Raw genomic sequence first — 23,686 nt, 5'->3', positions numbered from 1 at the left:
ACCATAGGTATCGTCATCTATGTCGTCACGCGGAATGGCCACACTCGATTCAAACTTCTTGTTCTTGACGCTGTAGTCATGCAAGGCCAAACTTTTAAGTTGGCGATCACCTAACCATTCACGCATACGCGGAAACTGGCCCAGCCATGCATACGTAGTGGTACTGGTGGTGGATGGCACCAGAGTCGCCACTTTGTTCCAGGTCGGCGTGGTGTTTTTTAATCCCTTGTTAAAGGACGTTTTAATCGCCGTAAACAGCGATGATAAATTGGCTTTATTGATGATCATGGTTTTCGCTCCTAACGAATAAATGGGCTAATGGCTTACAAATAAAACGGACAGTTATGCGATATCAACCCACACGCCGATAGCATCAACATCAACGATATTGCCCAGAGCGCTGCGAGTGCTACCGCCGTCAGTTTTCGCCACGGTCTCGTCATCAACCACATAGGCGGCATTACCAATATCGGCGCGGGTAATTGAGCTGTCATTGATAAAGCGGTGACAGCCGTTAACACTTGATACCGACTCAGCCCCTGCGATGCCGCCAAGGTTGCTTATCTGCTCAGTCGCCACACCACGGCTTTTTAATCCTGTGGCTGTTTGTCCTGGTACGGCATTGCCCGCAGCATCGAGCATTACAATTGCGCCAGCATAAAACAGCACCGCAGCTGCCATAGGATCATGGCGGTCACGATTGGCGCGTGTAGGGGTTGGACGGTCTTTAGTTAACGCCATTACGCATCCTCCTTATTCATCGAAGCTTTGAACTCATCAGTCGTGAGCCCCATATTTTTACAAACCGCGAGCTGTTCAGTACTCAGTTGCTCGCCCTCTTCCCCAGGCTTTTGTTTGCCTTGGGTCTGGGTGGTTTTAAGCGCGGCAATCGCTGGGCGGGCTTCGAGCATGTTTTTAAGGGCGGCTACACCTTGTTGCTGACCAAAGCTGGTGAGGTAGTCGGTTTCAGCCTCAAGCACCTTGTCAGCGTTATCTTTAAGTAGTTGCTCAACCGAATCTTTATCATTGCCGGCCTTGAGTGCGGCCATTGCGGTGACTGTGGCGTCATAAGTGGCTTTAGGCACATACTTGCTCAAGTCCACTTCACCACTGCCGCCGCTAGCTTTTAGCGCAACAACAGACTCTTTTACCTGGTTAAGTTCCGTTTCCAACGTGCCTGTCTTATCAGCCTTGGTTTTTAGGGCCGCTATCGCCGTGGTGGCAGTATCGGTGGCCGTTTTCAGCGCGGCGGCTGTACTTAAGTCGCCAAGCTCATCGATGCCGAGTAAACCAAGTAACAGCTTTAATGCGTTATTCATGGGGGGATTTCCTTCTGTTGATTGAGAGGTCGTTATTGGTGTGACTGGATTTGCAGAATTTAAGTGAACACAGGCTTTAAGCGCTGCAATGGCCTTCATGCCATCGAGTGCAGGGTCATTGGTGAGCGCTACATGCAGCAACGCCAAAGGGCGACCCGATTGGGCGTCATAACTAAAAACGGCGGAGGTGTAGCGATACTCTTTATTGGCAATGAATTGGCTAGCAGTAGCCGTCCAGTCGACGTTAAGCGCAAATAGGCCTTCACCAGGTACATACTCAAGCTCATTGAACCAACCTGCAGCAGGTGCAGGTTTACCATTCATGTCGCTGTTGAGGGTTTGGTGTTCGTAGTCAAAATGAAAATCATTGCTGCGCTCGGCAGCATTGGCTTGGATATTGGTCAATGCCAATGCGTCCATCAACCATTTGCCGCCAGGCACCTCGAAGGGGCGACCATCTTTAGCCGCAAACGGCCCATCGGGCAACAGCTGCACACGCTTGTTGTCACTTGAGTCTATCTCGGCGTGCTCATATGTCAGCACTGCCACTACTGACGTAGTGGCGTTATTTCTGCTCAGTGCTGCTATGGCAACTGGCAGAGCGCTTAGATTAGTGTGATGCTCTTTACGGTCAAAGCTAAGAAGATTTGATTTCATGACCCCACAATGATCTTTGTGGGGGGATAGCTGTATTAACCTAGGTTAGTAAAATATTAAATGAAGGGATAAGCCCTAAGAGTTCAGGGCATACTGCATTTTTCCATTTAGAATAATGAGATTGTTATCGCCATAGCCTCATTGTTCACGTTGGATATTATTCAAGTTAGCAAGGTAATGTTTTAATATTGAGATGGGTTTTTGACCATGATAAAGGCTGCGTAAGAAAATCCCCTCCATTAACACCATTTCACTTAGACCGTTACCAATAAATATCGGTTTGCCTTTATGCATATATGGTAGATGTTTATTTTGAATTAACTTTCCCTTCTCTTTATTTGTAGCCTCTCGCACAGACCAGCCTTGTTTTTTGCATTCCTCCAATAATTTTTCTATAACGATACCGACACATACCGTTTTTCTACCAAATAAAATATCAAACTTATGCTTTTCAGATATGTTCAGCTGAAAAATTGGTAAGGCTAATGGATCAAGTAAAGAATCACTCAGCTTCGATCTAGGGCAAGCCTCAGTCCCCCCAAACTCATCAAACCATGTATTAAATAGTAGATGACCTGCATGGTAAGATGTTCCTGAGTAACTAGCGACAAATAGGCAACTATCAATAATATCTAGGGCGAAAGATTTAGTGTCGCTTTGTTCAAGAACATCTATTAGAACCTCGTTCCACGTTTCGATTTCAATAAATTCATCGGGTATGTGAATTTTTTCATTAGTATCTGGGTCAATTGATAGCCCTGATTTCATTACTTCTGAAAAATGAAGCATTCGGTCATTTTGCCTCATCATCCTTCCCATCTGTTTAATAGTGTTATTATCTTCATGCTTAAAGAAACGTTCAGCTAGTCGCTCACACTGAGTCTTAGAGTACGTTTGAATAAAGTCATGTATCCGATGGTTGACCTTACCAGATTTAACCTCAGCCATACCTAAACCTTCATTAGGGCTGAAAGTTAAAAGGTCACCAACTTGCACGAAAGAAGTTAAGTCAGAAATAAGCGCAAACTTATCCTCATCCTCATCCATTATTGAGTCTGCTGCTACAATCACTGTATCTAAACTTGAGCAATACAAACTTGGTTGACATTGCTCTTTATAAAGTCGCCTCGCATAACAAAGTTGGTCATCTATCATTGACCAAGCCATTGTATCTGCAATACCACGGAACAAAAGTTTATGCTGATAATCGAGAGTTGGGTTAGCAAGGATATGTTGTAGCATTGTGTCCTGCGCAGCCCTCATCCCCTGATGACTCAGCTTATAGAATTCTTTGCTAAGATCGCTATTATGGGGAAATCGAGGTTCCGAAGTTTCAAACTTTTCCCAAACAGGCTGAGAGCCTTTACAAGCTTTTTCGTATAAGTCTTGGGCCAACGCCTCTAAATTTCCATGAAAGCAGATTGGGCTTAATGTAGTGATGGGGTCGTACTTCGCTTTTCTCAATTTCTTTTTTTTCTTTTTCCCCATTACAGTTACTCCTATTATCGCCGCAAACAACAGCGCTTAGGTTTGGCGGTGTTTTTGCTGGCTTTTGGTTTTAGCAAAAACAATGACAAGCCGTAATGCGTCTGATTGATTTGCCTTGTTATGTTTTAAGTGTCACTTAAGGTAGCCCCACAATTTGGACACTTATCCATTGCAGCAGATGGAATGGAACCATCACCTTGGCGTGGGACTTTATTGCATGCAGGGCAACGACTCCAATAATTTAAGCCAAAGAGCCCCACCAAAAAACCAAACAAGCCAATACCTAAAATGATAAAGAACCAAGGTTTAACACGAAGCTCTGAAATAAACACCAGTGAAACTAACGATAAGACAAATAACAATAAACCTGGATAGGCGTATTTGCGCCTCAGTTTTAGCTGATGACTATATTTCTTCTTTATATCTATGCGATCTGACATAACACCTCGAAAAAAACATAACAGTTCATTTAAATGCATTTATTACAATTCTTCTTGAACTTAATAATCTTTCTCTTCCAATACTGCAACCTTCTTTATAAATCTTTTATAAACGCCGTAAGGGCATTTTAAGAACAAGCACATCACATTGTGTCACTTAACTCATATCATCGCTTAAAATGCGTTTGAGAGCTTAGAGTGCTTTCGCCAGATGATGCTGCAGTATGTCGATGATCTCTGCTCGCTCGAACGGGGCTATTCCTAAAAAGGGTCTGGCGGGAATGTCTTGATTAGGCATCATGCTAAATGGGCTGGTGACACCACCAAACTGCTGCATGGCGGCATACTCTTCATTGCTACCCAGTTCGAGTTGATTGTGGCCCAGTTGATAATGAATGCTAGACGCTAAAGTGCCTGATTCGGTGAGAATGCGATCGGTGCGCTCACCTTCGGTAATTTTTCGCTCAACAGTGGTGCTACTTAGTTCTGCCCAGGGGGATCCATTTGGTGCTTGCTGATCGATAAAACGTTGCTGGGTAGACTCAAGCAAATATTCACCGATATCAGCCAGCGCAGGTGTTAGGTTACCGCTTTGCTTTAACAGGTTGTTAAGGGCCTTGCTGATCGCTGTTCGGCCCTGGGCTTCGACCTTTATTTGCGTGCCAGCCATTAGCGATGAGCCTGTTCATCTGGATTAAAAGCAGATTCGAGGCGCATAACAATAAAGCTGCGCTCAGGTTCAGAAGCTTTATCCGCAATGGCATCGCATTGCGCTTCAATATCATCCGGCCAAGGCTTCTGAGCCAGGAGCGCATCTATCTGTTCTAGATACTTCAGCTCCATCATAATCTCCCGAACTCAAGTAGCTGTTCATCAAACCAGTGTACTACATCAGGCCATACTTGCTGTAGTTCCGTGCGTGCGAGTACATAGGCACTGAAGTGCTCGGCAAACCATTCTCGTTCACTGTTTACCGGGTTACCATAATGGGTTAAGTACTTCTGAGTCGGTGGGCTAGGCATACCTAGTTTATAATGAACTTGATGGCTCATCTCATGTATCCAAGTCATAAATCGACTCGTATCATCATGCATATTGCCGCCAGCCTCAGCAAATGCCCACCAAAGCGACTTATTCCCCATGGTGTATGGTCCTGATAAGCTATCGCCTTGTTTTATAATATTACGTATACCTTCCAGCACGTTAGTCGCATTCACTCTCTTGAGACTGTGAGTCGCCGCCACTTTCACCACTACGTGGTCATAACTGCTGCTGGTAAAGCCTTCGGGCTTTCTCTTAGAGGTAAACCTTCTCTTGGCTACAAGTTGGTTGAGTCCGAGATAATGGCCCACTTCAGCACTTATGGCGGTGCTTCGTTTACCCCCCATCATTTCACTCGACTTAATGAACACCGTTTTACGCTTGGTCGACTGGACAAAGTTAACCAGCTGCTGGAGTTGCGGCGCAGCTGCTGTTTGCATCAACTGAGTGAGTACAAGGTTTAGCCCATCAACATTGACACCTTTGACCGTACTAAAGGCAGTCGGCACCAGACGTTCAGGCGCTTGATAGACGGATGCCTTTTGGCTGGCGAGTCGTCGCTGTTTAACCAGGTTAGCTTCTCGCCTAGGGATGTAATCAAAGCCTGGGTCGATTCCATTAGGGACTTTATGCACTTCACCGCTGGTTTTATCTGTCCAGTCACGCATGCCATCATTCGGCGCGGCTGTAGTCGTTAAGCCTTTACGTTCAAGCTCTGACTGGCTCACGCCATAGATACGACACTTACAGCCCCAGCCATTAGAAACGAAATGGGTTTGCCACCAAGCGTCTGACTTAGGCAGTAAGGTGCCGTGCCACTTAAGATGCAACTCGCGAGGATAACGGCTGTCGCCGTGGGCATAGCGCCAATAGTCGAACTGTTGGAGCTGTTCATAACGACCGGCGTTATAGCTCTGACGCATATTAGTATCGAAGATCACTTTGGCACGCCAATTTGCCTTGCCCGTATGCTGCCAGCCATGTTTGGCGACAATATTATTAAACTCTTTTTTAAACCAGGTCAGTGATTTCCCATCAGCTATGGCGGCATCCACCGCCTGCCTAAAGTCATTAAGCAGATCATCTTTCATCGCGCCAGCAACACTAAAGCCCGAGTTATGGCTATGCTGCCAGAGATCAGTCCATCCCTCAGTCGGTACATTGAGTTTATTGCGAAAGAACCTGATCTGCTCATTGAAGGGCAAAGAGCCGTAACGGGTACTTAAGGGCATTAGTTGCCCTCACTCACATCATCTATCACATCATCTATCACATCGTATTGGCCCGCTAAATCTGCAGCAACTAATGCCAGTTGCAGCACTTCGCTGGCTTCATCGATACTGAGATCTAACGTGTTTAAGCTGACTTGCAACGCTTCTAATGAATCGGCATTTTCGACTAACTGGCGAACCTCGTCGGTGAAGCCTGCCAGTATGGGGGACATGTCGGCTTGCAAAGTTGTAGACATCAGATCAACATCATCGGCTTCTTGCTTAGCCTTCAGGACGGCAAGACGTTTAATGGCCATTTGCTTGAGCTTGGTCTGTGGCTCTTCTAGATTTGGAGCTTTGTTTCTTGGCTTTAGCTCAGCTTTGGCCTGTTTAGTAAGCATCAACTCATTTTTTTGCGCCACGGGGATCTGCAATTTTTCTTGGGCCCAGGCTTGAGGAATGGCAAAGCCGATATCAACTAGCTTAGGCAGAGACTCTGCATAGCCCTTAAGATCTTCGGCTTCTATCACGTTAAACACTAATCGCGGACTACGGTTAGGACTGCGATAGCTTTTGCCGTTAAGCATGTACATTGACATCACTAAGTCACGGGTTAAGGTGTTGCCTATCTGTTTAAGATCTGAATCTCGCAGCTCTTGCCGCACTTCGTTATGCACATTACCCAGCGCATTGGTCGAGCTTTTACCATCGGCTTGACTAGTTAAGGTACCGCCAAGAATGGCCTTGGAAATGGTTTTTTCCATTAGAGCTATCATGTACTCAAACGGATCTTTATTACCCTTGGCCGCCTCTTTAAAATCAATCTCCATGCCTTTGGGAATGATCCCTCCGGCATTATGGCCAATACTCATCACTGCACGTAGCAGGGTCGCTTTCTCTGTTTTATCTGCGCCAGTGGGATATTTACCTAATCGCAACGGTAAACCATAGATCTCCAAAAACTCGGCTAAATCTCTGACACCGTAGTTTTTAAACAAAAATGGCCAGGCCAGAACACGCCCCAAACCATTGCGGCCCAGATAACCCGATTTGGTTTTATGCACATGGCTTATCCAACCAAATGACTGCAACGCAGCGCCCTCAAGCGTATTGTCACGCAGACGCAGTTCATTACGGTCAATGGCTGCTTTACCATTTGCTTCAACGGGAGTGGTCATAAACCAGCTTGGATCTTTAAAGTTAAACGCTTCAGGTAGCCAAAGCTTGCCCTGTCGCTGCCAAACGATTTCGCAATTTGAAAAGCCTTTTAAGATAGCGTCACTCATATCAAAAATAAGATCGTCTAATATCTGCATATCTTCAAGCTGCTCAGTTAGCATCTCACAGTCTTGAATTTCAGTAGCGCTGGCATTACGTGGCGGCACTAATTGCCACTCCACACCTAACAAAGCACGGCGACGCTTTTGCAGCTCAGAGAATATATGGCCGTCTTTCTCCTCCATATCTTCCGCCAGTTCACACTGGGCGATAAGATCGCCTTGCTCTGCTTTCGTTAATATTCGGGCTAGTTTAGGCGGTGTTAAGCCACGGCTCGGGTGCTGAGCATAATGGCAATGAAGGTGTCCCAGCTTGGCATTGTCAGTCTGCGACTTCTTAAGCTGCTTCACATTGAATCGGGTGCCATTCTTGTCTATATGAGCATCTGTCTGAGTGTCGCTTTCAAGTGTCTTATCTGAGTTCGTAGCCATGATTAATAGGTTCCTCGATCAAATGTGTGATAGTCATCAAAGTCGTCATCTTCTTCATCAGTGCTGCCTTTGCCAGGAATTGCAGTAAACTCGATAACGCCGCCCTCCATCCAGCTAGCACGAATAGCCATTGCTAATGCCACTGCAAAATCACCGTGGCGCTGCTGGCCTGTGGTGGCGCTTTTGTCAGAGCCTTTATCAATCTTGGGTGTACCGTTAGTCACCTTGATTTTGGCCATGTCATCAACAATGTCCTGATGACGGGGAATACTGAGATTTAAGTCTTCAAACTCGGCCTTTAACTTGGGCATCCATTCGCGATACCAGGCTTCACTTAACATCACCTGTTCGACCATCTCGGTGCCATAGCGGAACATTGCGGCCTCGGCTAAGTAACCACCGTTACCCGTGGCATCGAAAGACATGCCCTGCAGGCGGGGCAAGTTGTCGCCGATGAAGAACATAATTTCTCGCTGTGCGTCATAGGTCAGCTTTGACAGCTCCACCACGAACGGGGTGCGTTTACTTAAATCGGGTGCTATTTCTAAGGGCAGAAATATCGACAAATCACCACGGCGGGCGAAATCCTCACCAAAGGCGTGGTTCCACAACGGGTTAAGTTTTTCCAGGTGCGGCTTAATCTGTTCACACCACTCTTTGACCTGAATATTGCGGTGAGCCTCTGACCAAGTCTCGAAGTCTTCTGGGGCGTTAAAGGTAAGAATGTGGATGGACTTGTCTTTAACCATCGCCTCTTCAATGAGTACCCGTTTAATGTAGGTACCACCGCCCCGTTTAGGGATACAACCATACTCCTCAAGCGCATCCTCTTCGCAAGCGGTAGCCTTGAGTAGACCCGCTTTCCAATCATTCTCAGCCTGCTGGCTCCACTCAATCTTGCGAACTTGGCAAATACGCTGATACAAGCCCTCAGCACAGGCATCGTCTAAGGTGATGCGATGCACGCTGTAATCTTTTTTACCTGCCCGACTATCATTAATTAGCTCATTAAATTGGTTGTCGGTGCCGTTATGGGTACTGATGAGACGCACCTTAGCGCCCCACATCGTCAGGGCTAATGCAGCTTTAAGTACTTCGCCTAAGCGGTCATGAAACGCTGCTTCGTCAATGGTAACGTTACCCTGCATTCCACGCAGGTTAGAGGGATTGGATGACAACGCTTGGATCTTAAAGCCAGAGTCGAAATAAATAGCGAAGGTGAGAATATCTTTGTCTTCATCCTCATCACGAAAGATCTCTTCCTGAATTTCACCTGCAGCCTTGTTAAACGCTTTGGCCCACATTGCTGCAGCATCAATGAATTCTCGCGCCATCTCTTTGTTGGAGCCCACATAAAAATGGTTAGTACCGCCAGCATTACGTGCCGCGGCTGCCGTCAATACGCCATCGGCCGCTTCCGCCCAGGTCAAACCCGTACGACGGGATTTCTCTGCAATTTTCAGTTGTGATCCGTCGGCTATCCAACGCTTTTGATAAGCCAGTAAAACTTCACTAGAGTCAAACTGTGCCATCTCGGCTTGGATAGCCTGAGCGACGTTCGACAATTTCGGGTGAGTACTTGTCTGTGCCGTACTCACTAAGCGATCCCCAATATTTCACGCTTAATCGAATTCACAGCATCAACTGTGAGTCCTGCTTGCGTCGCGACCTTTTCAGCAGCGTTCGCGGCTTCTTCGGCAAACACTTTACGGATCTCTTTCTCGCGTTGATGGCTGGCCATGGCGGCTGATTCGAGACGTTGAACCGCGAGCATGGCATCTTTAATCATGCCTACATCGGCAGTATCACCCTCTTCATTGAGCAGAGCTTTAAACAGTTGAGAACGTGCCATTTCAAGAATGAGTTTAGTGACTTCACCGGTGGGTTTGTCGCCTAGTTCTGCTGTCCATACCTGAGTGATTTCACGCATTTCACGCAGACTTTTACCCACATTTTCCATTTTACTGGCATAACGATTTAAGCCAGTGCGAGACAGTTGCTGCTCTTCGGGGAGACCTGCCGCCTCAATCAGTGCATTTACTTCATTAAGCAACTCTATTTGGGTGATTGAGCCGTCACGCAAGCCAGTGTCTAAGGTCTTGCGGATTGCATCAGGAAGAAGGTCTACTTTAGAACGGCGACCACGAGTTGGAGAGTCAGTCATTGGCTTTGTCCTCAACATCAAAGCGTTCAAACTCTGAAAGCCAATACTTTCGGACTTCCTTTATCTGCTTTTGTAGCTCTGATTGAGCTTCATAGACCTTAGGTACGGCATTAAGGAGTGTTGTTTCTAACTCAGGTAAATGAGGGGCCAGAGCGACGCTCTTAGCTAATACATTTTTTTTCAAATCTTCAATAACAAACAAATCAGCAATTAAACGTATGCCATCACGTTCGCCTTTATTTAGCTTTGCTCTGGCCATAACTATTCTCCCGCCCTGGGGCGCTTAATGCCCGGCACAAAAGTGAGGCCGTCAACCACGTCTTGGCCACGGGACTTGAGTTCGGCGATCAAATAATTCCCCTTAGGCTTAACCGACACTAAACCTTGCTCTTCAAGCCAATAGAGCTGTGTTTTAATCGTGTCACTACTCATTTCAACGCCAAAGCTGGCACAGGTATCACGCACCATCGAGTGGTTAGCACCAAACCCCACCATGGCACTGAGCGCCGTTAAAATTGAGCGGCGCTGGTGTTCATTTTTAATATCAAGTAATGCCATTAGTTTTTCTCTCTAAGCTCGTTTTCGGTCAGCATCTCGGTCATGCGCTGCAGTGACTTAAGCTGAGGCGATACTGCCTTTAATTGCGCATTAACTTCGACTAAGTTTTTATCTAAACGATGAAACTCATCCTTACCAGGTAGCTGTTCTACATCGGTCTCTAACTTGTCGACGCGTTTTTCTAAGCGCTGAATGTTGTCTTGCTTAGCGTAGGTTTTAGCCAATACCCAGTTAGCACACAGCAAAACAAGCGAGATAGTGGCGTAGATCTGAACCCAATAGTTTTTGATAAACTCAAGCACATCTGACTCCTTTATTCGCGTAACTGCTGACATGGTACGCAGCGTACTGCCTTGGAATTGGCTATTAACCTTTTAGTACATATTGCGTCATGACAATCCAGGCAGTAACGAACGCCTTCTTGCTCATATGGTTTTAAGCTTGGATGACTAGCACTTTGCTGCTTAGCAAGCGCATCATCGCGATAGCGCTGTTCTATCTCACTAGCACGGTCAAACTGGTCGCTCATTGACCGACTCCTTTATTTAACCTGCCTTGTTGATGGCTCATCATCTGGTTTTTGTCCTGACTTCCCTTCGATGAGCCAAACCAGAAGTTAAGGATCTGCGGAATGGCTGCGGTTAATACCCCAATAACAGTGCCTAGCATGCCGAACAGTAACGGGTTGACCTCTACGTCTACTTGCCAGTTAACGGCGTAATAGGCCAGCAAGCCGGTGATAATGAAGTAACCTAAAACGAACAATGCCGACAGTAGAATTTGCGGCCAACTGTTTTGCTTGAATAGCTCACGAGCATTGGCTCTATCTTGGTACTGCAGATCTTGCTCTTTAATGTTCAGCTCTTTCATCTGCACCTTAAGCCCTGCATCGATATTACGCAGGGCTATGAGCTGCTCCGGAGTGGCGTTCTTTATCTGCTTAGCTAACTCTTCAGGCTGGCTCTCATCACTCCCGAGTGCGAGTTGAATAGCTGATATGCCAAGGGCGGCAAACGGGCCACCGATGATCTTGCCCGCTAGTGGCGCGATGGCAGATATGGTTTTACCTAAGTCAAAATCGTCAAACCAGCTCATGAGTGGCTCCTTAGCATTTGGTGGATTTCGTTGAGGGATTGCCTAGCGATACTCGGTGTTGTTTGGGAATGCAGGGCTCTAAGCTTTAGCCGCTCAGTCTGAATATCGACCCTGTTCACGCTGTTCCAACCATGCCAAAACTGACTCTGCCAGGTAGCATCATGACTGTAGAGTGGGCAAGATGCAGGGCCTAGCTCACTCGAATCAGCTCGAACTTCAAAGGCTAATCGCTGGAGTCGGCCCGTTTGATAACGGGCTAATTGACGGCGATTCATGCGGCAGTTCGCCTTGCAGAACTCGACTGCCATCCTTGCCAGCCGTAACGGCTAGCAGCTTGATAAACAGCGAATTGGAGTTTAGTGACACGGTGCATCCAGCCAAGTAGAAATGCAGTTTGGCTAGGATCATTGATTACGATACGGGCGTACTTGCGACCACGTCTAGCCAGATACAACGTGAGCAGGTCATTGTGATTATGGCAGTCGATTGCAGCCAAAGTATTGGGGCCAATAATACCGTCAGGCTTAGCCTTAATGGCACGCTGCAGCATCTCAACCGCCATGCGCGGCCCGTGATTTACCGCTGCATCAAACACTGCAATGGCTAATACATTTGGCAACTCATCACAGCGACACACTCGCCAATAATCACGGTGATATATTCGCTGAACTTTATCTAAGGTAAGGGTATTAAAATCAAGATAGGGATACGCACGGCGACTAAGGCCATATAGGGTTTCACCGCCACGGTCGGCAGCATGATTAGAGTGACCACCTTCGGCAGTTATTATCCAGTTGAAAGCAACTGGGTAGATTTGGCCAAAGTGTTTATTGAGTGTCGATGCGTTGAATTTTTTCATACTGCCAGAATGGCAGTATGAGTGGAGAAGGTTAATTAACCTCGGTTAGTAAAACTGATTTACTAACTCAGGTTAATACAATTGAGGCTAGAGTTTCTTAATGCCTTCTTTTTCTCGACGTTCATCTATCTCATGTTCGATACGTTCTTGCTGAATATCTAGCAATGACGAAGGTAATTTTAGAGACAGTATGAAGGCAGTAAGAGTCATAAAAATATAAATATATTCAATAATATATTGATATCGAGCTAACTGGTCTTTCAAAACAAAAGAGATAAATATGAGCGCTAATGTCAATAAATAAAGCTGAAACAAAAGCTTGTGCCTAACTAACCTATTATGAGTTCTTTTATAAGCTAATTCAGCTTTTTGCCAACTACCAGATGGAAGTGACTTCGGATCTCCAATTAGCGTGATAATTGCAATCAGAAACCCCGCAAGTACGGTAAATACTGTAACAATTACATTAATAGCATGTTGATTGTTATGTACTAAAGGCTGAATGTAGTAACTACCAATAAGGCTCCAAAGAACGATAGCTACAGCTAAAAGAACCTTTTCCTTATCGACTTTTTTCATTACTGCTCCAAGATTCCATCGGCCTTCAATTCACTATAATACAAGTATAGCTTGCTCCACGCATCACCTTTCATCAATGACTTGCCAAGAGTATTTATTTTTTTTGTATCACTTACTCTGATTAATTCCGGCGTTATCACATTGCCGTTCCCTGTTACGATAGTAAATTCAGGCGCATCTTCATCATTTAACAAAGACTCGGCTGAGGCTAATAAGCGAGCTTTTCCAGACTCTCCATAACCTTCTATTTTTTTGTTTTCTTTTGTTCTTGCCGCCATACCATCAAAAGAAATGGATACCTTGATATCTAAATTTTCTTTGTCGTCAATGTCTTTCAGAGTGTCATCATTACTAAAAACGGATTCAAACTGATCAACTATTTTCCCTAATACACTACTAATATGACTGTCTTTATTACGCAAGCGCTGCAGGCTGGCATCATACAATGAACAACCTAACGTAAACTCTTTCACTCCTTCTTTTTTTATCATTTTTAGTCTATCAATATTAGCAACGATCTCTAACTCCAGATTCGTAGCTTCTTGTACATAGTTCTGAGATTCTAATAGAGCTTTAAAGTACTTGGAAATTAGAGATTCACGAGCATTAGACATACATATAATTATATTATTGCCATTAACAAAAACAAAGCCTTCTCCATCTACAAAGTCTTTACCTATAGGGGCATCCTCTTCATCAACAATTGACAGCTTCCTCTTTCTGTCCTTTTCAATCGTTGATGTTGCCTGGCCTGGTGTGTATGTTGTGATCTGGAGATATAACCCCTTGGAATCATCCTTTTCGTTAGAACATCTTATTTCAGTACCTTGGCCACCAGCAAAGGTTCTAGAACCAACAGTCTCAGTTGCATCCAAACAGTTGATTAACATTTTTTGCAAAGTATTCTGTGCTGTTAATATTCCAAAATTAGCTCGCCGGTAATACAGGCTTTTATTCTTAGTTTCTGGTGATGTTTTCATCTGGTTAAAATATCCTTAAGCTCATAGATTTATAAGGGGAAGACGCATACACCTAACCCTAAGAGTAATTACCACCACCTAGGGCATTGATAATTTATAATAAATAGCCTTACTTTTTGCTTCAACCTTACTCATCAGCTAAAGCCAGCCATACCAACCCAACCCAACCCAACAATAAGCACCACAATACCAAGCATCGCTATCAATATATTTACCGCTCTATCGCTCTGCTTTGCTTCCGCAATCAACTTGTCTCGCTGCTTTTCTACTTTACTTTTAGCCTCATTAAGCTGTTGCTTTTGTTCGTGCACCTGTTGAAGCTGAATATTTAGTTTATTGAGTTGCTTATCTCTTTGCTCCAACTCTGCACTGGCTATATTAACAGCGTCCAGCTCGACGCTATCGAGGGCATTAATATAGGATCTTAATTCGGTTTGCATTTGACGTTCAGCTGCACGGCTGACTTCAAGTTGCTGAGCCAGTAGCTCACACTTTTTCCTGTTGAAGAAGTAAATGGCTTTGTGGAAGTTGTTCTGACTAATGGACTTATATCGAGGCGGAACAATATTCTTTGGTACATCACAAAAATCACTGACACCAGACCACAGTTTAGGTTTGGTAATATCGGTATTCAGTGGCTTAGCGAGCGTTATTATTTGTTCAAGGCATTCATGTAGCTCAGCGCATTGAGGGCCAGTAAGACACTCATCGGTTTCTCTTTGCTCTGGTGTGATTGATGGCGTAGGTTCGGAGCCTAAATGTGGGTTGTGGGATGCTGGATGAGTTAGATAAGGTGACTGTGGCTGGTGAGGAGGAGCATAGCTCACATTGTTATTGACAATAATACTAGGTTTTTGCTCAACGTGATTACTGTCCGCACTTACGACAACGACGTTATTGGTCGCTGATTGCTCTGCATTAGCAGATAACATGCTGTCTCTTGTAGCAAGGGCTTCTTCCTGAATATCCCCATCAGAGTCACCTAGCATTCCATTGAGTTTGCCGTCCACTCCTTTGGCCATCAACTCATCCACATAACTGTTTACATCTTTATCGTCCATACAGCTACTACCTTGTGTCTTACTATTTTTATGCTGCGAAAAGCGAAATAACCTTTGCTCCTAGCTCAACAGGATCAACCTCTTTGTTTTCATCTTCAGCCTGTTTAAAAATTTGATAAATTTCCATTGCCACAGGGTAAAACATCTCTGGGTGAGCTAATTGTCTCCCAGAACGATGAATATATTTTGCAACCAAGTCGATTGCTTTCTCTTGCAGATGAAAATCAAAGTCAGCAGTAAAACTTCGCTTCCCAGTGATCACAAACAGCACGTCAAAACCCAGTCCAGCCAATAGGGAAAGCTTATCTGAAGGTATAGCATGACCAGCTTCCCATCGAATAAAGGTTCCTTTATTTACCCCTATTTTTTCGAAAACGTCCTTTTGAGGAAGACCTAAATGGTTCCGCTCATTTTTTAAAAAGTTCAACTTATTCCACCAAATCATTGACAGGTTCAATATATTGAACTTATACTTAGCCCATCTTATTAACTCGTTTACGAATTACCGCCCGTAAACACACTTAACCTACCAAAGGATTAAATCATGAAAGCTAATGAAATTAAAGCAGCTTTGCAAGAACGTGGTCTCACTTACTCAATGATTGCCGATGCCACGGGGGTTAAAATTGCTCATATTAGTGCAATTATCAATCGCCACAACAAATCCATGAAAGTTGCCAATATTGTTGCCAAGGCAATTGAACAGCCCGTTGAGCGGGTATTCCCCGAGCATTTCACTGTGATCAATCAGCGTAAGAAAGATCAAGAACATCGCCAGCTTGTGATCGATGATCTGCGCCAACGCTTGGCGTCGTAACCAGATAAGGGGCGAACAACAGCCTCCGCCAGTGAGCACTTTGGCTCACATCATCCAGTGGACGAATATTTTTCAGGGAAACGTTTATATGACTCACACTATGGCTAACAAAATAACTATCGATGGCAGCTGTGCGCTTAGTGCAGATCAAGCTCCAGCTCAGCAGCTGCAACAGGGTGACGTCTTGCACCCAGACTCCCCATTGCACTATTTGCTGCCTTTGTGCAGGCCGCAACAACGCCAATTGTTCAAAAAGAGCACGAACGGCGCCGATATCACTTTGCAGCATCGTTCTGCTAAACATGTTGATTTCAGCCAAGTTGTCTTTAGTCATGACCTGACCCAACCATTGATTCAACGCTTGATAATCCATATTCGTGTGAGTAGTCATGAGCAACAATCTCCCTACTTGATTGATTTCCGTGAGTACCTAAATGTTGGCGGCTTATGGCTTATCTGTACAGATGCAGAACAACACTTTGTTTGGAAGCACACTCACAAGAGGGGAATCTAATGACTAGCAGAAATTGGAAACGCGAAGTACCAAATTCTCTCAATCACGCGCTACGTCTGTGTAAAGAACACAGCCTTGAAAAGCAAAATCTTTCAGTAGAGCGGATTGCCGATCGAATGGCGACTTCGGTAGACACCCTTTATAAGTGGCTAGGCAGCGGCAAGATGCCTGTCAATCAGTTGATCAATTATGAAAGTTTAACTGCTGGCAATAGCCGCACTGGCCGCCCCTTTGTGACCGAATATCTAGCGCATTCTCAAGGTTACCTGCTAATAAAAATGCCTACTGGTCGCAAAGCGGAACATACCGATATATTAGAGCTGAATATTTTTATGCAGCAGTTTATTGCCGAGTTGCTAAGTCTACAGGCTGGTGAAGGTGATGCAGAACAAGCCATCGTCACCGTAAGAACTCTTATTCAAGATTTAGCATTTCAACACAAGAATATTGAGCAACACCAATCACCGCAGTTAGAGCTATAGGGGATCTTCCTATGAGTACAGCAATCAACAACGATAGCCAATATATCTCGGAGCAAGTGCAGCGAACTTTAAAGGTGATATCTGTTATGGCGGGCCGTGAAGCTCAAGGGATTAGCCCTAGTGAGCTTGCCAAGTTAGCCCAAACCTCACCGGCTAATATCACTCGAGCTCTAGCCAATTTGAAACAGGCCAGCTTTGCTGAGCGTTTACCCAGTGATACCAGCCGCTGGCGCTTAGCCCCCAAGCTTGTGCAGATTGCTAACTCGGTTTCACTGAACTTAAACCAAGCACAACTGCAGCTACAGCAAGACCAACAAAATTACAGTTTACTGGCCATTTAGCGCTAAGGAATTCCCATGACAAAACAAGACACAAAAGTCACAGATCTATCTGCAGAGCAGGAAAAAGCAGTTGTTGAAACTAGAAATGTTTTAGCAAATAAAGAGCAGGTATTAAAAGAGCTTGGTCGAATTGAAGCTTTTGGATTTGTTAACAAACTGCTCACGGTGAGCAGTTTAAAAATACTTCAGAACATCAAAGAGAGTAAGTCATATCAAGGCCTAACTTATTACAACTCTCAAGGTGAACTGCTCACTGTGAGCAGCTGGGATGAATTTTGTGAATTTAAACTTCATATGTCTCGACAAAATTTAGACAAAAACTTACTTAATCTCCGAGAGTTTGGTGAAGAGTTCTTCGAGTTTTCCAAGAAATTAGGATTAGGTGATAGAGAACTTAGAAAACTGCGCAAATTACCCGAGGAGGATCAATCACTCGTTATCGACGGTGAAGCCATAGATACCGGTGACAAAGAAGCTGTAAAAGAACTGATTGAAGATCTCACTGACAAACATGCTAAAGAAAAGTCTCAACTTAAAGAACAACTCGGTGAAAGTCAGAAACTGGCCACTGTGCGCAACAACCTACTGCAAGACGCCAACAACCGCCTGAATATTACTACCGAAGAGTTAATGCAGGCCAAAGTGCAACAAAATACAGCTCCAGAACCTGAGCAGTGGGCCAAGCAAGTGCATGAGATAAACCAGCTGTGTACCCGACTTGCTTCCAAGGCGATTGAGTTGGCTGAACAGATGGACGACGTATCTGAAACCATTATGGCGACAGAAGTGGATAAGCAGTATAGCGAACGCGCAATGGAACATATGGCAGCGGTGCAAATTCACTGTGTTGATCAACTGTTTTTGGCTGTAAACACGCTGTCTATTGAAACTCGCCAACGTTTTGAGTTCTACGTTAGCCAAGGTCACCCAATGTATAGCGAAGCCGAAATTCTAGCGTTAGAAGTTGAAATAGAAGCACGAGGTTAATCATGGCGACTCATACCCCTTCAGATATCAATATGCAGGATAGCTACCGCCAGCTGGCCAAACAGTTGGATGCAGCACCTTCTGGCCAACAGGGGGTATTGCGTTCCGCTTTTGAAAAGATGTACGGCATCTCAACCAGGACTATTTATAGCAACCTTAAAAAAGTCGGCTGGAGTAGCGGCCGTAAAAAGCGCTGCGATGCAGGCTCTACCAGCATTGATGAAAAGACATTAGAAGAGCTTGAAGCGGTAACACGTTTAAGCCAACGCGCTAATGGTAAGCATACTATGCCGACCTCTGTGGCTGCCTCAATGCTAGCAGGTAGTGGACGTGAAATTAATCTATCTAACTCTCGGCTTAATGAACTACGCCGTCAACGTAAAAGCACCGCTAAAGATCAAAAAAGAGCCAGCCCACATCAGCAGCTTCGCTCATTGCACCCTAACCATGTGCATCAGGTCGATCCCTCTTATTGCTTACTGTATTACGCCCCAAATGGTGAGCAGAAAGTGCAGAAGTTTGTCGATGAGTCAGACATGTATGCCAACAAGCCAGAAAACTTGGAGAAGGTAAACAACTTAAAATGCTGGCGTTATGTGCTGACTGATCACTACAGCGGCAGCATCATAGTGCGTTACTACCAGAGCAAAGGTGAAACCAGTGCCAACCTGTGGGACTTTTTACTTTACTGCTGGCAGAGCCTGGGATCTCGTCCGTTTCGGGGAGTGCCCGACATTATGGTTTGGGACAAAGGCTCTGCGAATACCAGTGGCGCTATTAAAAATGCGCTGAATTCACTACAGGTTGAACACATTGCTCACATGGCCAAGAACCCACGCGCTAAGGGCCAAGTTGAAAGCAGTAATAACATTGTTGAGTGTCACTTTGAGAGCCGGTTGAAGTTTGAGCCTGTAAATAGTGTTGAAGAACTCAACAATGCCGCCGAGGCTTGGTACAACGCTTGGAATGCCAATCTTCTTCCTCGCCAGGATAGTCGTCTTTCACGCCGTGGTATGCCGCAGCCAATCGCTAGATTTGATTTATGGCAGCGAATTTTAAAAACACCTGAAAAATTGCGTGAACTGCCACCAATTGAAATGTGTCGCTACTTATTAAAAGCAGCGCCCAAACCCAAAACAGTGCAAGGCAGCTTAGAGGTAAGCTTTAAGCATCCCGCCGCTCCTCGAAGCTTTCAGTACTCACTTAAAGGGCTAGCACATGTGGTTGTTGGCGAGAAAGTGGCTGTAGCGCCACTGTATTACGGCAATTGCCAAATAATGGTGACTATTAAGGACTGCCTTAATGAAGAGTACCACCATGTACTGGAGCCCAGAGAATTCGATGATGCAGGCTTTGCGCTTGATGCGCCAATTTGGGGAGAGTCGATTCAAGCAATGCCGGATACAGAAGTCGAGAAGCGTAATAAAGCCTCAGATAGAACGGCATTTCCTGATATGGACTTGGAGCAGATAAAGAAGGCTAAAGCCAAACAAACGACTCCGTTCGAGGGCAAGTTAAACGCCCATAGCCACCTGAAAGAGATTAAGCAACCCGCCTTTATGCGCCGTGAAGGCAGCAATATTGAGCTGACTGAGCAGTATCAACCCGCACAGCGCAAACCCCTTAATCGTATTGCATTGAAGCGATTGGTATTAGCTCAGCTGGGCCGTGCATTAAGCATTGAAGAAAGCCTGGAGCTTGAGCAATACCAAAATGTATTCGATGAAGACATTCCCCAGATTGTGGCGAGTTTACTGCAGCCAGCATCGCCGCTGAAACTAGTGAAATGAGCACGATATCAGGTGCAATAAATAAGGATATGACCATGACAAAAAATTTAACGATAGATCAGGTACTAAAACGTAACGACATGACCCGTATGGAATTGCTACGCCAACTGAATAACGAGGGCCATTCAATTGGTAAAGGTTGTTTACGCAACCTTGCCGAGAAAAACCAATGTCCACGCCGCGCCCCAGCCGCCGCAGTTAGAAAAGCGTTGGGCCATTTACTCGGCAGCAACATTAAACAGGAGGAGCTAGACACTATTTTTAAACATCAGCCTAATGGGGGGAAAAACAAAGTGGATATATCACAGCCTGTGTATGGCGTGATTGAGCTGCTTCAAACAAATGATCTGAGCCAAATGCAGGCGATAAATGCGCTAAAAGAAAATGGGATCAATATTTCACCCACCGCCATGAGCCAGATTTTGCGCCATGGTATTTGGCCTAAGACGGTCGAACGGTTAGCGATTGAAACCTCTCTAAACACTTGGATAGCTCAGTTTGTAACGACTCAACAGCTCAATAACATGTGGAAGGAACGCGGATCGATAGTTAATGCCGGTCCGAAGAAGCCCTTAACCACAGCGCCAGATGTCGCGGTTAAGCCGCGCATCACCTTTGAACAACCGGAGCCTGAAATGCTTAATCAGACTACTTTGCGCCACTTTAAATTAACGCGTCATCCATTTGAAAATGAGATCAGGTCTGAGTCTGATCTCTTTATGAGTGAGCAACAAATGATGTTACGCGAAGCTATGGTGCAAGCCACTCTTGGCGGCAGCATCATGGCGATGATAGGAGAATGTGGCTCAGGTAAAACAGAGACGCGTAAAGGCTATATGGAGTACGTCAGACGTCATCACCCAGAGGTGCAAGTGATTGAACCTATGGTGATCAACAAAAAACGCTTAACCGCTGAGATGATTTTTGATGCCTTAGCCGAAGAGTTGATGCTCACCTCCTTACCTGGAAGCCTTGAACGCCGGGCTCGAAAGGTGGAGAGCGCTCTGAAACGTAGCGTAAAAGCAGGCAATCGTCATGTGTTGATTATTGAGGAGGCCCACGATCTGACCAATGACGTTGTGAAGTACCTAAAACGTATTTGGGAGCTGAGTGATGGCTTTAATCGCTTAATCAGTATTGTTTTAATTGGCCAGCCTGAGCTTGCACAAAAGCTTGCTCCTTCTAATTACGAAGTGCGTGAGTTTTCTCGCCGTTGCAACGTCATGAAAGTCCCACCTTTGGGGCGTTCGCTTACGGAGTACATTTCTCACAAGTTTCAACGTTGCAACGTGAACTACCTGAATGTGATCGAGCCTGAAGCCATTGAAGCGCTGCAACAACGCCTGCAAGCCAAGGTGAGTTACGGCATGGCTGCGAAGGCAAGTGAACATCAAGATATGAGCTATCCGCTGATAGTAAACAATTGGTTAGTGTGCGCAATGAACTTAGCAGCCAGCTTGGGCGAACGCACTATAAGCGCTGATGTAATACAGGAGCTGAAATGAATAAGGCTAATTGTCACCTCATGAACAACTTAACCAAGGCGCTGCAATGTGCTGCAACTTTGGATAAGAACGGCGTAACCATAAAAAGCGTGACCTTAACCGGTCGTAAACCTTGCATTGAAGTTGAGAGCAACAAGCGACTAGCACAGTTGCCAGCGGTACCCGTTGCGGTGTCGAGCCAATGTGGTCACAGACTAGAGCGGTTTTCAGCTGAAGTTAACGGCACTGATGTGCAGTGGAACCAACCCTTTTTTTAACTAGCAATAGATGGAGTAAAACATGAATGAAGTAATGACGGTTCCGGATGGTTTTAAGCGTGATCCTAAGGGCAATCTGGTTGCCATGAGCAATATAAAGGCAATTGATCTTATCCGTGATGAATTAGTCGACAAGCTATCAGGCTTGGCTGCTAAGCAACAAACTCAGATGCGTGATTTTAAACGTTCAATCATCGATGAGCTTAGTGCCTTTGTGGCGCTATCGGCCGAGGAGTATCAAATTAAGCTTGGTGGTAAAAAGGGCAACATCACGCTAATGAATTTTGATAGCACTTTTAAAATTCAAATAGCAGTGAGTGAATTGCTGCAATTTGATGAGCGTTTACAAGTGGCCAAGCAGTTAGTTGATGAGTGTATTCATGCTTGGTCTGACGGTGCGAATGATCGTATTAGAACCTTGGTTGAGCATGCCTTTCAGGTAGATAAAGAAGGCCAAGTTTCAACCACTAGAATTTTAGGCTTACGAAAATTAGATATGGAAGATGAGCGCTGGGATCGTGCTATGAAAGCCATCGCTGATTCGATTCAAATAACCGACAGCAAATCTTATATTCGCTTCTACAAACGCCGCACCACAGATGATGCGTGGCAAGCGGTATCACTCGATATAGCAGCGCTTTAGGAGGAATAGATGAAAAAACAATTTAAGCCTAAATCCTGGTATATCAAAATGATCCATATTGGTAAAAGCCAGTTGAGAATTGATGAGCAATCTTACCGTGCGAACTTAATGGCACTGACAGGCAAGCGATCGTGCTTGGATATGGGCATTCCAGACCTCTTTAAAGTGTTGGAGTTTCTCAAATCGAAAGGCTTCAAGTTTCAAGCACGCAAGACGACTAATTCCACTCAGAAGGCAGCGCCAACTCAGCTCGATAAGCTGCGTTATATCTGGATTACAATGAATAAGCAGGGATTTTTAAGAGATGGTTCAGATAGTGCCTTAAACAAGTGGAGCACGGGCCAGGCAAAGCGCCTCAATAATGGCAACGCTATCGCAAAACTGGAATGGCTACAGCCCAATATGTTAAACGCACTGATCGAACAACTGAAGAAATGGCATATCCGAATGCTAAATGAGGCAATCGATCATCAATATCCAACGGTGGCTTTGCTAAGCCAGGAAGGGAGACTTTCAACCAATGATCATCAAGCTTTTGTCGAACTTGATGATTACTTAAAAACTTCTAGGAATCAAGAAAGCCTGAGTGGCATTCATAACGCGTTAAGCCTGATTTTGTCACATGACAGAGTAACGCCTAAGCAAGCTGGTGATTAATGAAATGCTCTGGCTCTGCTTAATATGTAGAGCCAGAGAAAGGAGTTATAGAATTATGAGTCAAAGTGAACGTTCAGCCGCTCTTCTCGTCGAGATGATTATTCATATTGAAACGATGCTAACTGAGTTCGGTATCGAAAAAGAACAAGCTGGGGAAATGGCCCAAAATACCGTGGATCAACTTCGCCAAACATATGGAGGTGAGCAATTTTACTTTCCCAGAGGTGATGGATTGGATGTTACTCTTTCACACCATAAGATCTATGCAAAATTTAGTGGTGATAACCATGTGCAATTATCGAAAGAATTTGATGTATCGGTAACTCATATATACCGAGTAGTGAAATCTATTCAGAGGGCAGAAATGGCACGACGTCAACCAGACCTGTTTTAACTAATTCAGGCTGAAAACCTATTTTCACTATTTGAAACTCCTTTTAAGATATCATCCCACTTATTCCTAATTGATCCCGTCTGATCCCGGAGTTTTCCCACTCTTCCCCAATAGTTTTCTCTCTCTGTATCAGCTTGT

General features: G+C 45.0%; 33 protein-coding genes. 11 read left to right on the top strand and 22 right to left on the bottom strand.

The features are described 5' to 3' along the window. From CXF86_RS19225 to CXF86_RS19125, 22 genes are all read right to left on the bottom strand, one after another. The coding region (locus tag CXF86_RS19225; protein WP_180961114.1) for a Mu-like prophage major head subunit gpT family protein at positions 1-288 on the bottom strand (288 nt) is incomplete at its 3' end. Positions 289-342: 54 nt separating this feature from the next. Beyond that, positions 343-741, bottom strand: a complete 399-nt coding sequence (locus CXF86_RS19220) for a hypothetical protein (RefSeq protein ID WP_102039788.1) — start codon at positions 739-741, stop codon at positions 343-345. Further along, positions 741-1,976 carry a phage protease gene (locus tag CXF86_RS19215; RefSeq protein WP_102039787.1) on the bottom strand — a complete coding sequence of 412 codons (1,236 nt, stop codon included), beginning with the start codon at positions 1,974-1,976 and terminating at the stop codon, positions 741-743. The genes CXF86_RS19220 and CXF86_RS19215 overlap by 1 nt, the downstream gene beginning before the upstream one ends. A gap of 138 nt (positions 1,977-2,114) precedes the next feature. Then, on the bottom strand, positions 2,115-3,464 hold the full coding sequence (locus CXF86_RS19210) for a hypothetical protein (protein ID WP_102039786.1): 1,350 nt from the start codon (positions 3,462-3,464) through the stop codon (positions 2,115-2,117). A gap of 125 nt (positions 3,465-3,589) precedes the next feature. After that, on the bottom strand, positions 3,590-3,904 hold the full coding sequence (locus CXF86_RS19205; RefSeq protein WP_145992397.1) for a hypothetical protein: 315 nt from the start codon (positions 3,902-3,904) through the stop codon (positions 3,590-3,592). A 193-nt stretch (positions 3,905-4,097) separates the two neighbouring features. Further along, positions 4,098-4,574 (bottom strand): phage virion morphogenesis protein, encoded by a 477-nt coding sequence (locus CXF86_RS19200; protein ID WP_102039784.1) that lies wholly within the window; start codon positions 4,572-4,574, stop codon positions 4,098-4,100. Then, positions 4,574-4,750 (bottom strand): hypothetical protein, encoded by a 177-nt coding sequence (locus tag CXF86_RS22830; protein ID WP_180961113.1) that lies wholly within the window; start codon positions 4,748-4,750, stop codon positions 4,574-4,576. Before CXF86_RS22830 ends, CXF86_RS19200 begins: the two co-directional genes overlap by 1 nt. Beyond that, complete coding sequence (locus CXF86_RS19195; protein WP_102039783.1) at positions 4,747-6,177, bottom strand: phage minor head protein; 1,431 nt, start codon at positions 6,175-6,177, stop codon at positions 4,747-4,749. The genes CXF86_RS22830 and CXF86_RS19195 overlap by 4 nt, the downstream gene beginning before the upstream one ends. Further along, positions 6,177-7,865 carry a DUF935 domain-containing protein gene (locus CXF86_RS19190; RefSeq protein WP_102039782.1) on the bottom strand — a complete coding sequence of 563 codons (1,689 nt, stop codon included), beginning with the start codon at positions 7,863-7,865 and terminating at the stop codon, positions 6,177-6,179. The genes CXF86_RS19195 and CXF86_RS19190 overlap by 1 nt, the downstream gene beginning before the upstream one ends. Positions 7,866-7,867: 2 nt before the next feature. Further along, a complete protein-coding gene (locus tag CXF86_RS19185) occupies positions 7,868-9,397 on the bottom strand; it encodes a terminase large subunit domain-containing protein (RefSeq protein ID WP_102039789.1) in 1,530 nt (509 codons plus the stop codon). 65 nt (positions 9,398-9,462) lie between these two features. Next, positions 9,463-10,029: a DUF3486 family protein gene (locus CXF86_RS19180; protein ID WP_102039781.1), complete on the bottom strand. Its 567-nt coding sequence runs from the start codon at positions 10,027-10,029 to the stop codon at positions 9,463-9,465. Further along, positions 10,022-10,288 carry a hypothetical protein gene (locus tag CXF86_RS19175; protein ID WP_102039780.1) on the bottom strand — a complete coding sequence of 89 codons (267 nt, stop codon included), beginning with the start codon at positions 10,286-10,288 and terminating at the stop codon, positions 10,022-10,024. The genes CXF86_RS19180 and CXF86_RS19175 overlap by 8 nt, the downstream gene beginning before the upstream one ends. Before the next feature lie 2 nt (positions 10,289-10,290). Continuing rightward, the gene (locus tag CXF86_RS19170; protein WP_102039779.1) at positions 10,291-10,587 is read right to left on the bottom strand and encodes a VpaChn25_0724 family phage protein; all 297 of its coding nucleotides are present in this window, start codon (positions 10,585-10,587) and stop codon (positions 10,291-10,293) included. Then, entirely contained in the window at positions 10,587-10,889 is a 303-nt protein-coding gene (locus tag CXF86_RS19165; RefSeq protein WP_180961112.1) for a DUF2730 family protein, read from the bottom strand. Before CXF86_RS19165 ends, CXF86_RS19170 begins: the two co-directional genes overlap by 1 nt. Positions 10,890-10,900: 11 nt before the next feature. Beyond that, positions 10,901-11,116 carry a TraR/DksA C4-type zinc finger protein gene (locus tag CXF86_RS19160; RefSeq protein WP_102039777.1) on the bottom strand — a complete coding sequence of 72 codons (216 nt, stop codon included), beginning with the start codon at positions 11,114-11,116 and terminating at the stop codon, positions 10,901-10,903. Then, positions 11,113-11,682 carry a hypothetical protein gene (locus tag CXF86_RS19155; RefSeq protein ID WP_102039776.1) on the bottom strand — a complete coding sequence of 190 codons (570 nt, stop codon included), beginning with the start codon at positions 11,680-11,682 and terminating at the stop codon, positions 11,113-11,115. Before CXF86_RS19155 ends, CXF86_RS19160 begins: the two co-directional genes overlap by 4 nt. Further along, complete coding sequence (locus tag CXF86_RS19150; protein WP_102039775.1) at positions 11,679-11,957, bottom strand: hypothetical protein; 279 nt, start codon at positions 11,955-11,957, stop codon at positions 11,679-11,681. Before CXF86_RS19150 ends, CXF86_RS19155 begins: the two co-directional genes overlap by 4 nt. Then, positions 11,954-12,541, bottom strand: coding sequence for a glycoside hydrolase family 108 protein (locus CXF86_RS19145; RefSeq protein ID WP_102039774.1), 588 nt, complete (start codon positions 12,539-12,541; stop codon positions 11,954-11,956). The genes CXF86_RS19150 and CXF86_RS19145 overlap by 4 nt, the downstream gene beginning before the upstream one ends. Before the next feature lie 87 nt (positions 12,542-12,628). After that, positions 12,629-13,120, bottom strand: a complete 492-nt coding sequence (locus tag CXF86_RS19140) for a hypothetical protein (RefSeq protein ID WP_102039773.1) — start codon at positions 13,118-13,120, stop codon at positions 12,629-12,631. Further along, the gene (locus CXF86_RS19135) at positions 13,120-14,100 is read right to left on the bottom strand and encodes a hypothetical protein (protein ID WP_102039772.1); all 981 of its coding nucleotides are present in this window, start codon (positions 14,098-14,100) and stop codon (positions 13,120-13,122) included. The genes CXF86_RS19140 and CXF86_RS19135 overlap by 1 nt, the downstream gene beginning before the upstream one ends. 134 nt (positions 14,101-14,234) lie before the next feature. Further along, a complete protein-coding gene (locus CXF86_RS19130; protein ID WP_102039771.1) occupies positions 14,235-15,161 on the bottom strand; it encodes a hypothetical protein in 927 nt (308 codons plus the stop codon). Positions 15,162-15,189: 28 nt separating this feature from the next. Further along, positions 15,190-15,606 (bottom strand): helix-turn-helix domain-containing protein, encoded by a 417-nt coding sequence (locus CXF86_RS19125; protein ID WP_102039770.1) that lies wholly within the window; start codon positions 15,604-15,606, stop codon positions 15,190-15,192. A gap of 99 nt (positions 15,607-15,705) precedes the next feature. Between CXF86_RS19125 and CXF86_RS19120 the strand changes: the two genes are divergently transcribed. From CXF86_RS19120 to CXF86_RS19070, 11 genes are all read left to right on the top strand, one after another. After that, positions 15,706-15,978 carry a helix-turn-helix domain-containing protein gene (locus CXF86_RS19120; RefSeq protein ID WP_102039769.1) on the top strand — a complete coding sequence of 91 codons (273 nt, stop codon included), beginning with the start codon at positions 15,706-15,708 and terminating at the stop codon, positions 15,976-15,978. Between the two features lie 88 nt (positions 15,979-16,066). Further along, positions 16,067-16,492, top strand: a complete 426-nt coding sequence (locus CXF86_RS19115) for a hypothetical protein (protein WP_102039768.1) — start codon at positions 16,067-16,069, stop codon at positions 16,490-16,492. After that, positions 16,492-16,974, top strand: a complete 483-nt coding sequence (locus CXF86_RS19110) for a hypothetical protein (protein WP_102039767.1) — start codon at positions 16,492-16,494, stop codon at positions 16,972-16,974. Before CXF86_RS19115 ends, CXF86_RS19110 begins: the two co-directional genes overlap by 1 nt. Positions 16,975-16,985: 11 nt before the next feature. Continuing rightward, positions 16,986-17,315, top strand: coding sequence for a MarR family transcriptional regulator (locus tag CXF86_RS19105; protein WP_102039766.1), 330 nt, complete (start codon positions 16,986-16,988; stop codon positions 17,313-17,315). 15 nt (positions 17,316-17,330) lie between these two features. Next, a complete protein-coding gene (locus CXF86_RS19100) occupies positions 17,331-18,302 on the top strand; it encodes a hypothetical protein (RefSeq protein WP_102039765.1) in 972 nt (323 codons plus the stop codon). Positions 18,303-18,304: 2 nt separating this feature from the next. Next, positions 18,305-20,092 (top strand): DDE-type integrase/transposase/recombinase, encoded by a 1,788-nt coding sequence (locus CXF86_RS19095; protein ID WP_102039764.1) that lies wholly within the window; start codon positions 18,305-18,307, stop codon positions 20,090-20,092. Between the two features lie 35 nt (positions 20,093-20,127). Further along, positions 20,128-21,597, top strand: coding sequence for an ExeA family protein (locus CXF86_RS19090; protein WP_180961111.1), 1,470 nt, complete (start codon positions 20,128-20,130; stop codon positions 21,595-21,597). Further along, positions 21,594-21,854, top strand: coding sequence for a hypothetical protein (locus tag CXF86_RS19085; protein WP_102039762.1), 261 nt, complete (start codon positions 21,594-21,596; stop codon positions 21,852-21,854). The genes CXF86_RS19090 and CXF86_RS19085 overlap by 4 nt, the downstream gene beginning before the upstream one ends. 22 nt (positions 21,855-21,876) lie before the next feature. Continuing rightward, positions 21,877-22,497 (top strand): DUF3164 family protein, encoded by a 621-nt coding sequence (locus tag CXF86_RS19080; RefSeq protein WP_102039761.1) that lies wholly within the window; start codon positions 21,877-21,879, stop codon positions 22,495-22,497. 9 nt (positions 22,498-22,506) lie between these two features. Then, complete coding sequence (locus tag CXF86_RS19075) at positions 22,507-23,154, top strand: gp16 family protein (protein ID WP_102039760.1); 648 nt, start codon at positions 22,507-22,509, stop codon at positions 23,152-23,154. A gap of 55 nt (positions 23,155-23,209) precedes the next feature. After that, complete coding sequence (locus CXF86_RS19070) at positions 23,210-23,548, top strand: Mor transcription activator family protein (protein ID WP_180961110.1); 339 nt, start codon at positions 23,210-23,212, stop codon at positions 23,546-23,548. Positions 23,549-23,686: the final 138 nt, after the last annotated feature.

This window comes from Shewanella sp. GutCb (assembly GCF_002836135.1).
Taxonomy (GTDB): Bacteria; Pseudomonadota; Gammaproteobacteria; order Enterobacterales; family Shewanellaceae; genus Shewanella.
Note: the sequence above shows the minus strand (reverse complement) of the source record. Positions and strands in the feature narration are given on the sequence as shown.

Coding starts and splice junctions, on each gene's coding strand:
- CXF86_RS19120 (WP_102039769.1), top strand. CDS start 15,706: ATGAAAGCTAATGAAATTAAAGCAGCTTTGCAAGAACGTGGTCTCACT.
- CXF86_RS19130 (WP_102039771.1), bottom strand. CDS start 15,161: ATGGACGATAAAGATGTAAACAGTTATGTGGATGAGTTGATGGCCAAA.
- CXF86_RS19070 (WP_180961110.1), top strand. CDS start 23,210: ATGAGTCAAAGTGAACGTTCAGCCGCTCTTCTCGTCGAGATGATTATT.
- CXF86_RS19200 (WP_102039784.1), bottom strand. CDS start 4,574: ATGGCTGGCACGCAAATAAAGGTCGAAGCCCAGGGCCGAACAGCGATC.
- CXF86_RS19085 (WP_102039762.1), top strand. CDS start 21,594: ATGAATAAGGCTAATTGTCACCTCATGAACAACTTAACCAAGGCGCTG.
- CXF86_RS19170 (WP_102039779.1), bottom strand. CDS start 10,587: ATGGCATTACTTGATATTAAAAATGAACACCAGCGCCGCTCAATTTTA.
- CXF86_RS22830 (WP_180961113.1), bottom strand. CDS start 4,750: ATGATGGAGCTGAAGTATCTAGAACAGATAGATGCGCTCCTGGCTCAG.
- CXF86_RS19215 (WP_102039787.1), bottom strand. CDS start 1,976: ATGAAATCAAATCTTCTTAGCTTTGACCGTAAAGAGCATCACACTAAT.
- CXF86_RS19210 (WP_102039786.1), bottom strand. CDS start 3,464: ATGGGGAAAAAGAAAAAAAAGAAATTGAGAAAAGCGAAGTACGACCCC.
- CXF86_RS19095 (WP_102039764.1), top strand. CDS start 18,305: ATGGCGACTCATACCCCTTCAGATATCAATATGCAGGATAGCTACCGC.
- CXF86_RS19180 (WP_102039781.1), bottom strand. CDS start 10,029: ATGACTGACTCTCCAACTCGTGGTCGCCGTTCTAAAGTAGACCTTCTT.
- CXF86_RS19185 (WP_102039789.1), bottom strand. CDS start 9,397: ATGGCACAGTTTGACTCTAGTGAAGTTTTACTGGCTTATCAAAAGCGT.
- CXF86_RS19155 (WP_102039776.1), bottom strand. CDS start 11,682: ATGAGCTGGTTTGACGATTTTGACTTAGGTAAAACCATATCTGCCATC.
- CXF86_RS19195 (WP_102039783.1), bottom strand. CDS start 6,177: ATGCCCTTAAGTACCCGTTACGGCTCTTTGCCCTTCAATGAGCAGATC.
- CXF86_RS19205 (WP_145992397.1), bottom strand. CDS start 3,904: ATGTCAGATCGCATAGATATAAAGAAGAAATATAGTCATCAGCTAAAA.
- CXF86_RS19100 (WP_102039765.1), top strand. CDS start 17,331: ATGACAAAACAAGACACAAAAGTCACAGATCTATCTGCAGAGCAGGAA.
- CXF86_RS19190 (WP_102039782.1), bottom strand. CDS start 7,865: ATGGCTACGAACTCAGATAAGACACTTGAAAGCGACACTCAGACAGAT.
- CXF86_RS19175 (WP_102039780.1), bottom strand. CDS start 10,288: ATGGCCAGAGCAAAGCTAAATAAAGGCGAACGTGATGGCATACGTTTA.
- CXF86_RS19150 (WP_102039775.1), bottom strand. CDS start 11,957: ATGAATCGCCGTCAATTAGCCCGTTATCAAACGGGCCGACTCCAGCGA.
- CXF86_RS19110 (WP_102039767.1), top strand. CDS start 16,492: ATGACTAGCAGAAATTGGAAACGCGAAGTACCAAATTCTCTCAATCAC.
- CXF86_RS19125 (WP_102039770.1), bottom strand. CDS start 15,606: ATGATTTGGTGGAATAAGTTGAACTTTTTAAAAAATGAGCGGAACCAT.
- CXF86_RS19220 (WP_102039788.1), bottom strand. CDS start 741: ATGGCGTTAACTAAAGACCGTCCAACCCCTACACGCGCCAATCGTGAC.
- CXF86_RS19105 (WP_102039766.1), top strand. CDS start 16,986: ATGAGTACAGCAATCAACAACGATAGCCAATATATCTCGGAGCAAGTG.
- CXF86_RS19080 (WP_102039761.1), top strand. CDS start 21,877: ATGAATGAAGTAATGACGGTTCCGGATGGTTTTAAGCGTGATCCTAAG.
- CXF86_RS19140 (WP_102039773.1), bottom strand. CDS start 13,120: ATGAAAAAAGTCGATAAGGAAAAGGTTCTTTTAGCTGTAGCTATCGTT.
- CXF86_RS19075 (WP_102039760.1), top strand. CDS start 22,507: ATGAAAAAACAATTTAAGCCTAAATCCTGGTATATCAAAATGATCCAT.
- CXF86_RS19145 (WP_102039774.1), bottom strand. CDS start 12,541: ATGAAAAAATTCAACGCATCGACACTCAATAAACACTTTGGCCAAATC.
- CXF86_RS19135 (WP_102039772.1), bottom strand. CDS start 14,100: ATGAAAACATCACCAGAAACTAAGAATAAAAGCCTGTATTACCGGCGA.
- CXF86_RS19115 (WP_102039768.1), top strand. CDS start 16,067: ATGACTCACACTATGGCTAACAAAATAACTATCGATGGCAGCTGTGCG.
- CXF86_RS19160 (WP_102039777.1), bottom strand. CDS start 11,116: ATGAGCGACCAGTTTGACCGTGCTAGTGAGATAGAACAGCGCTATCGC.
- CXF86_RS19090 (WP_180961111.1), top strand. CDS start 20,128: ATGACAAAAAATTTAACGATAGATCAGGTACTAAAACGTAACGACATG.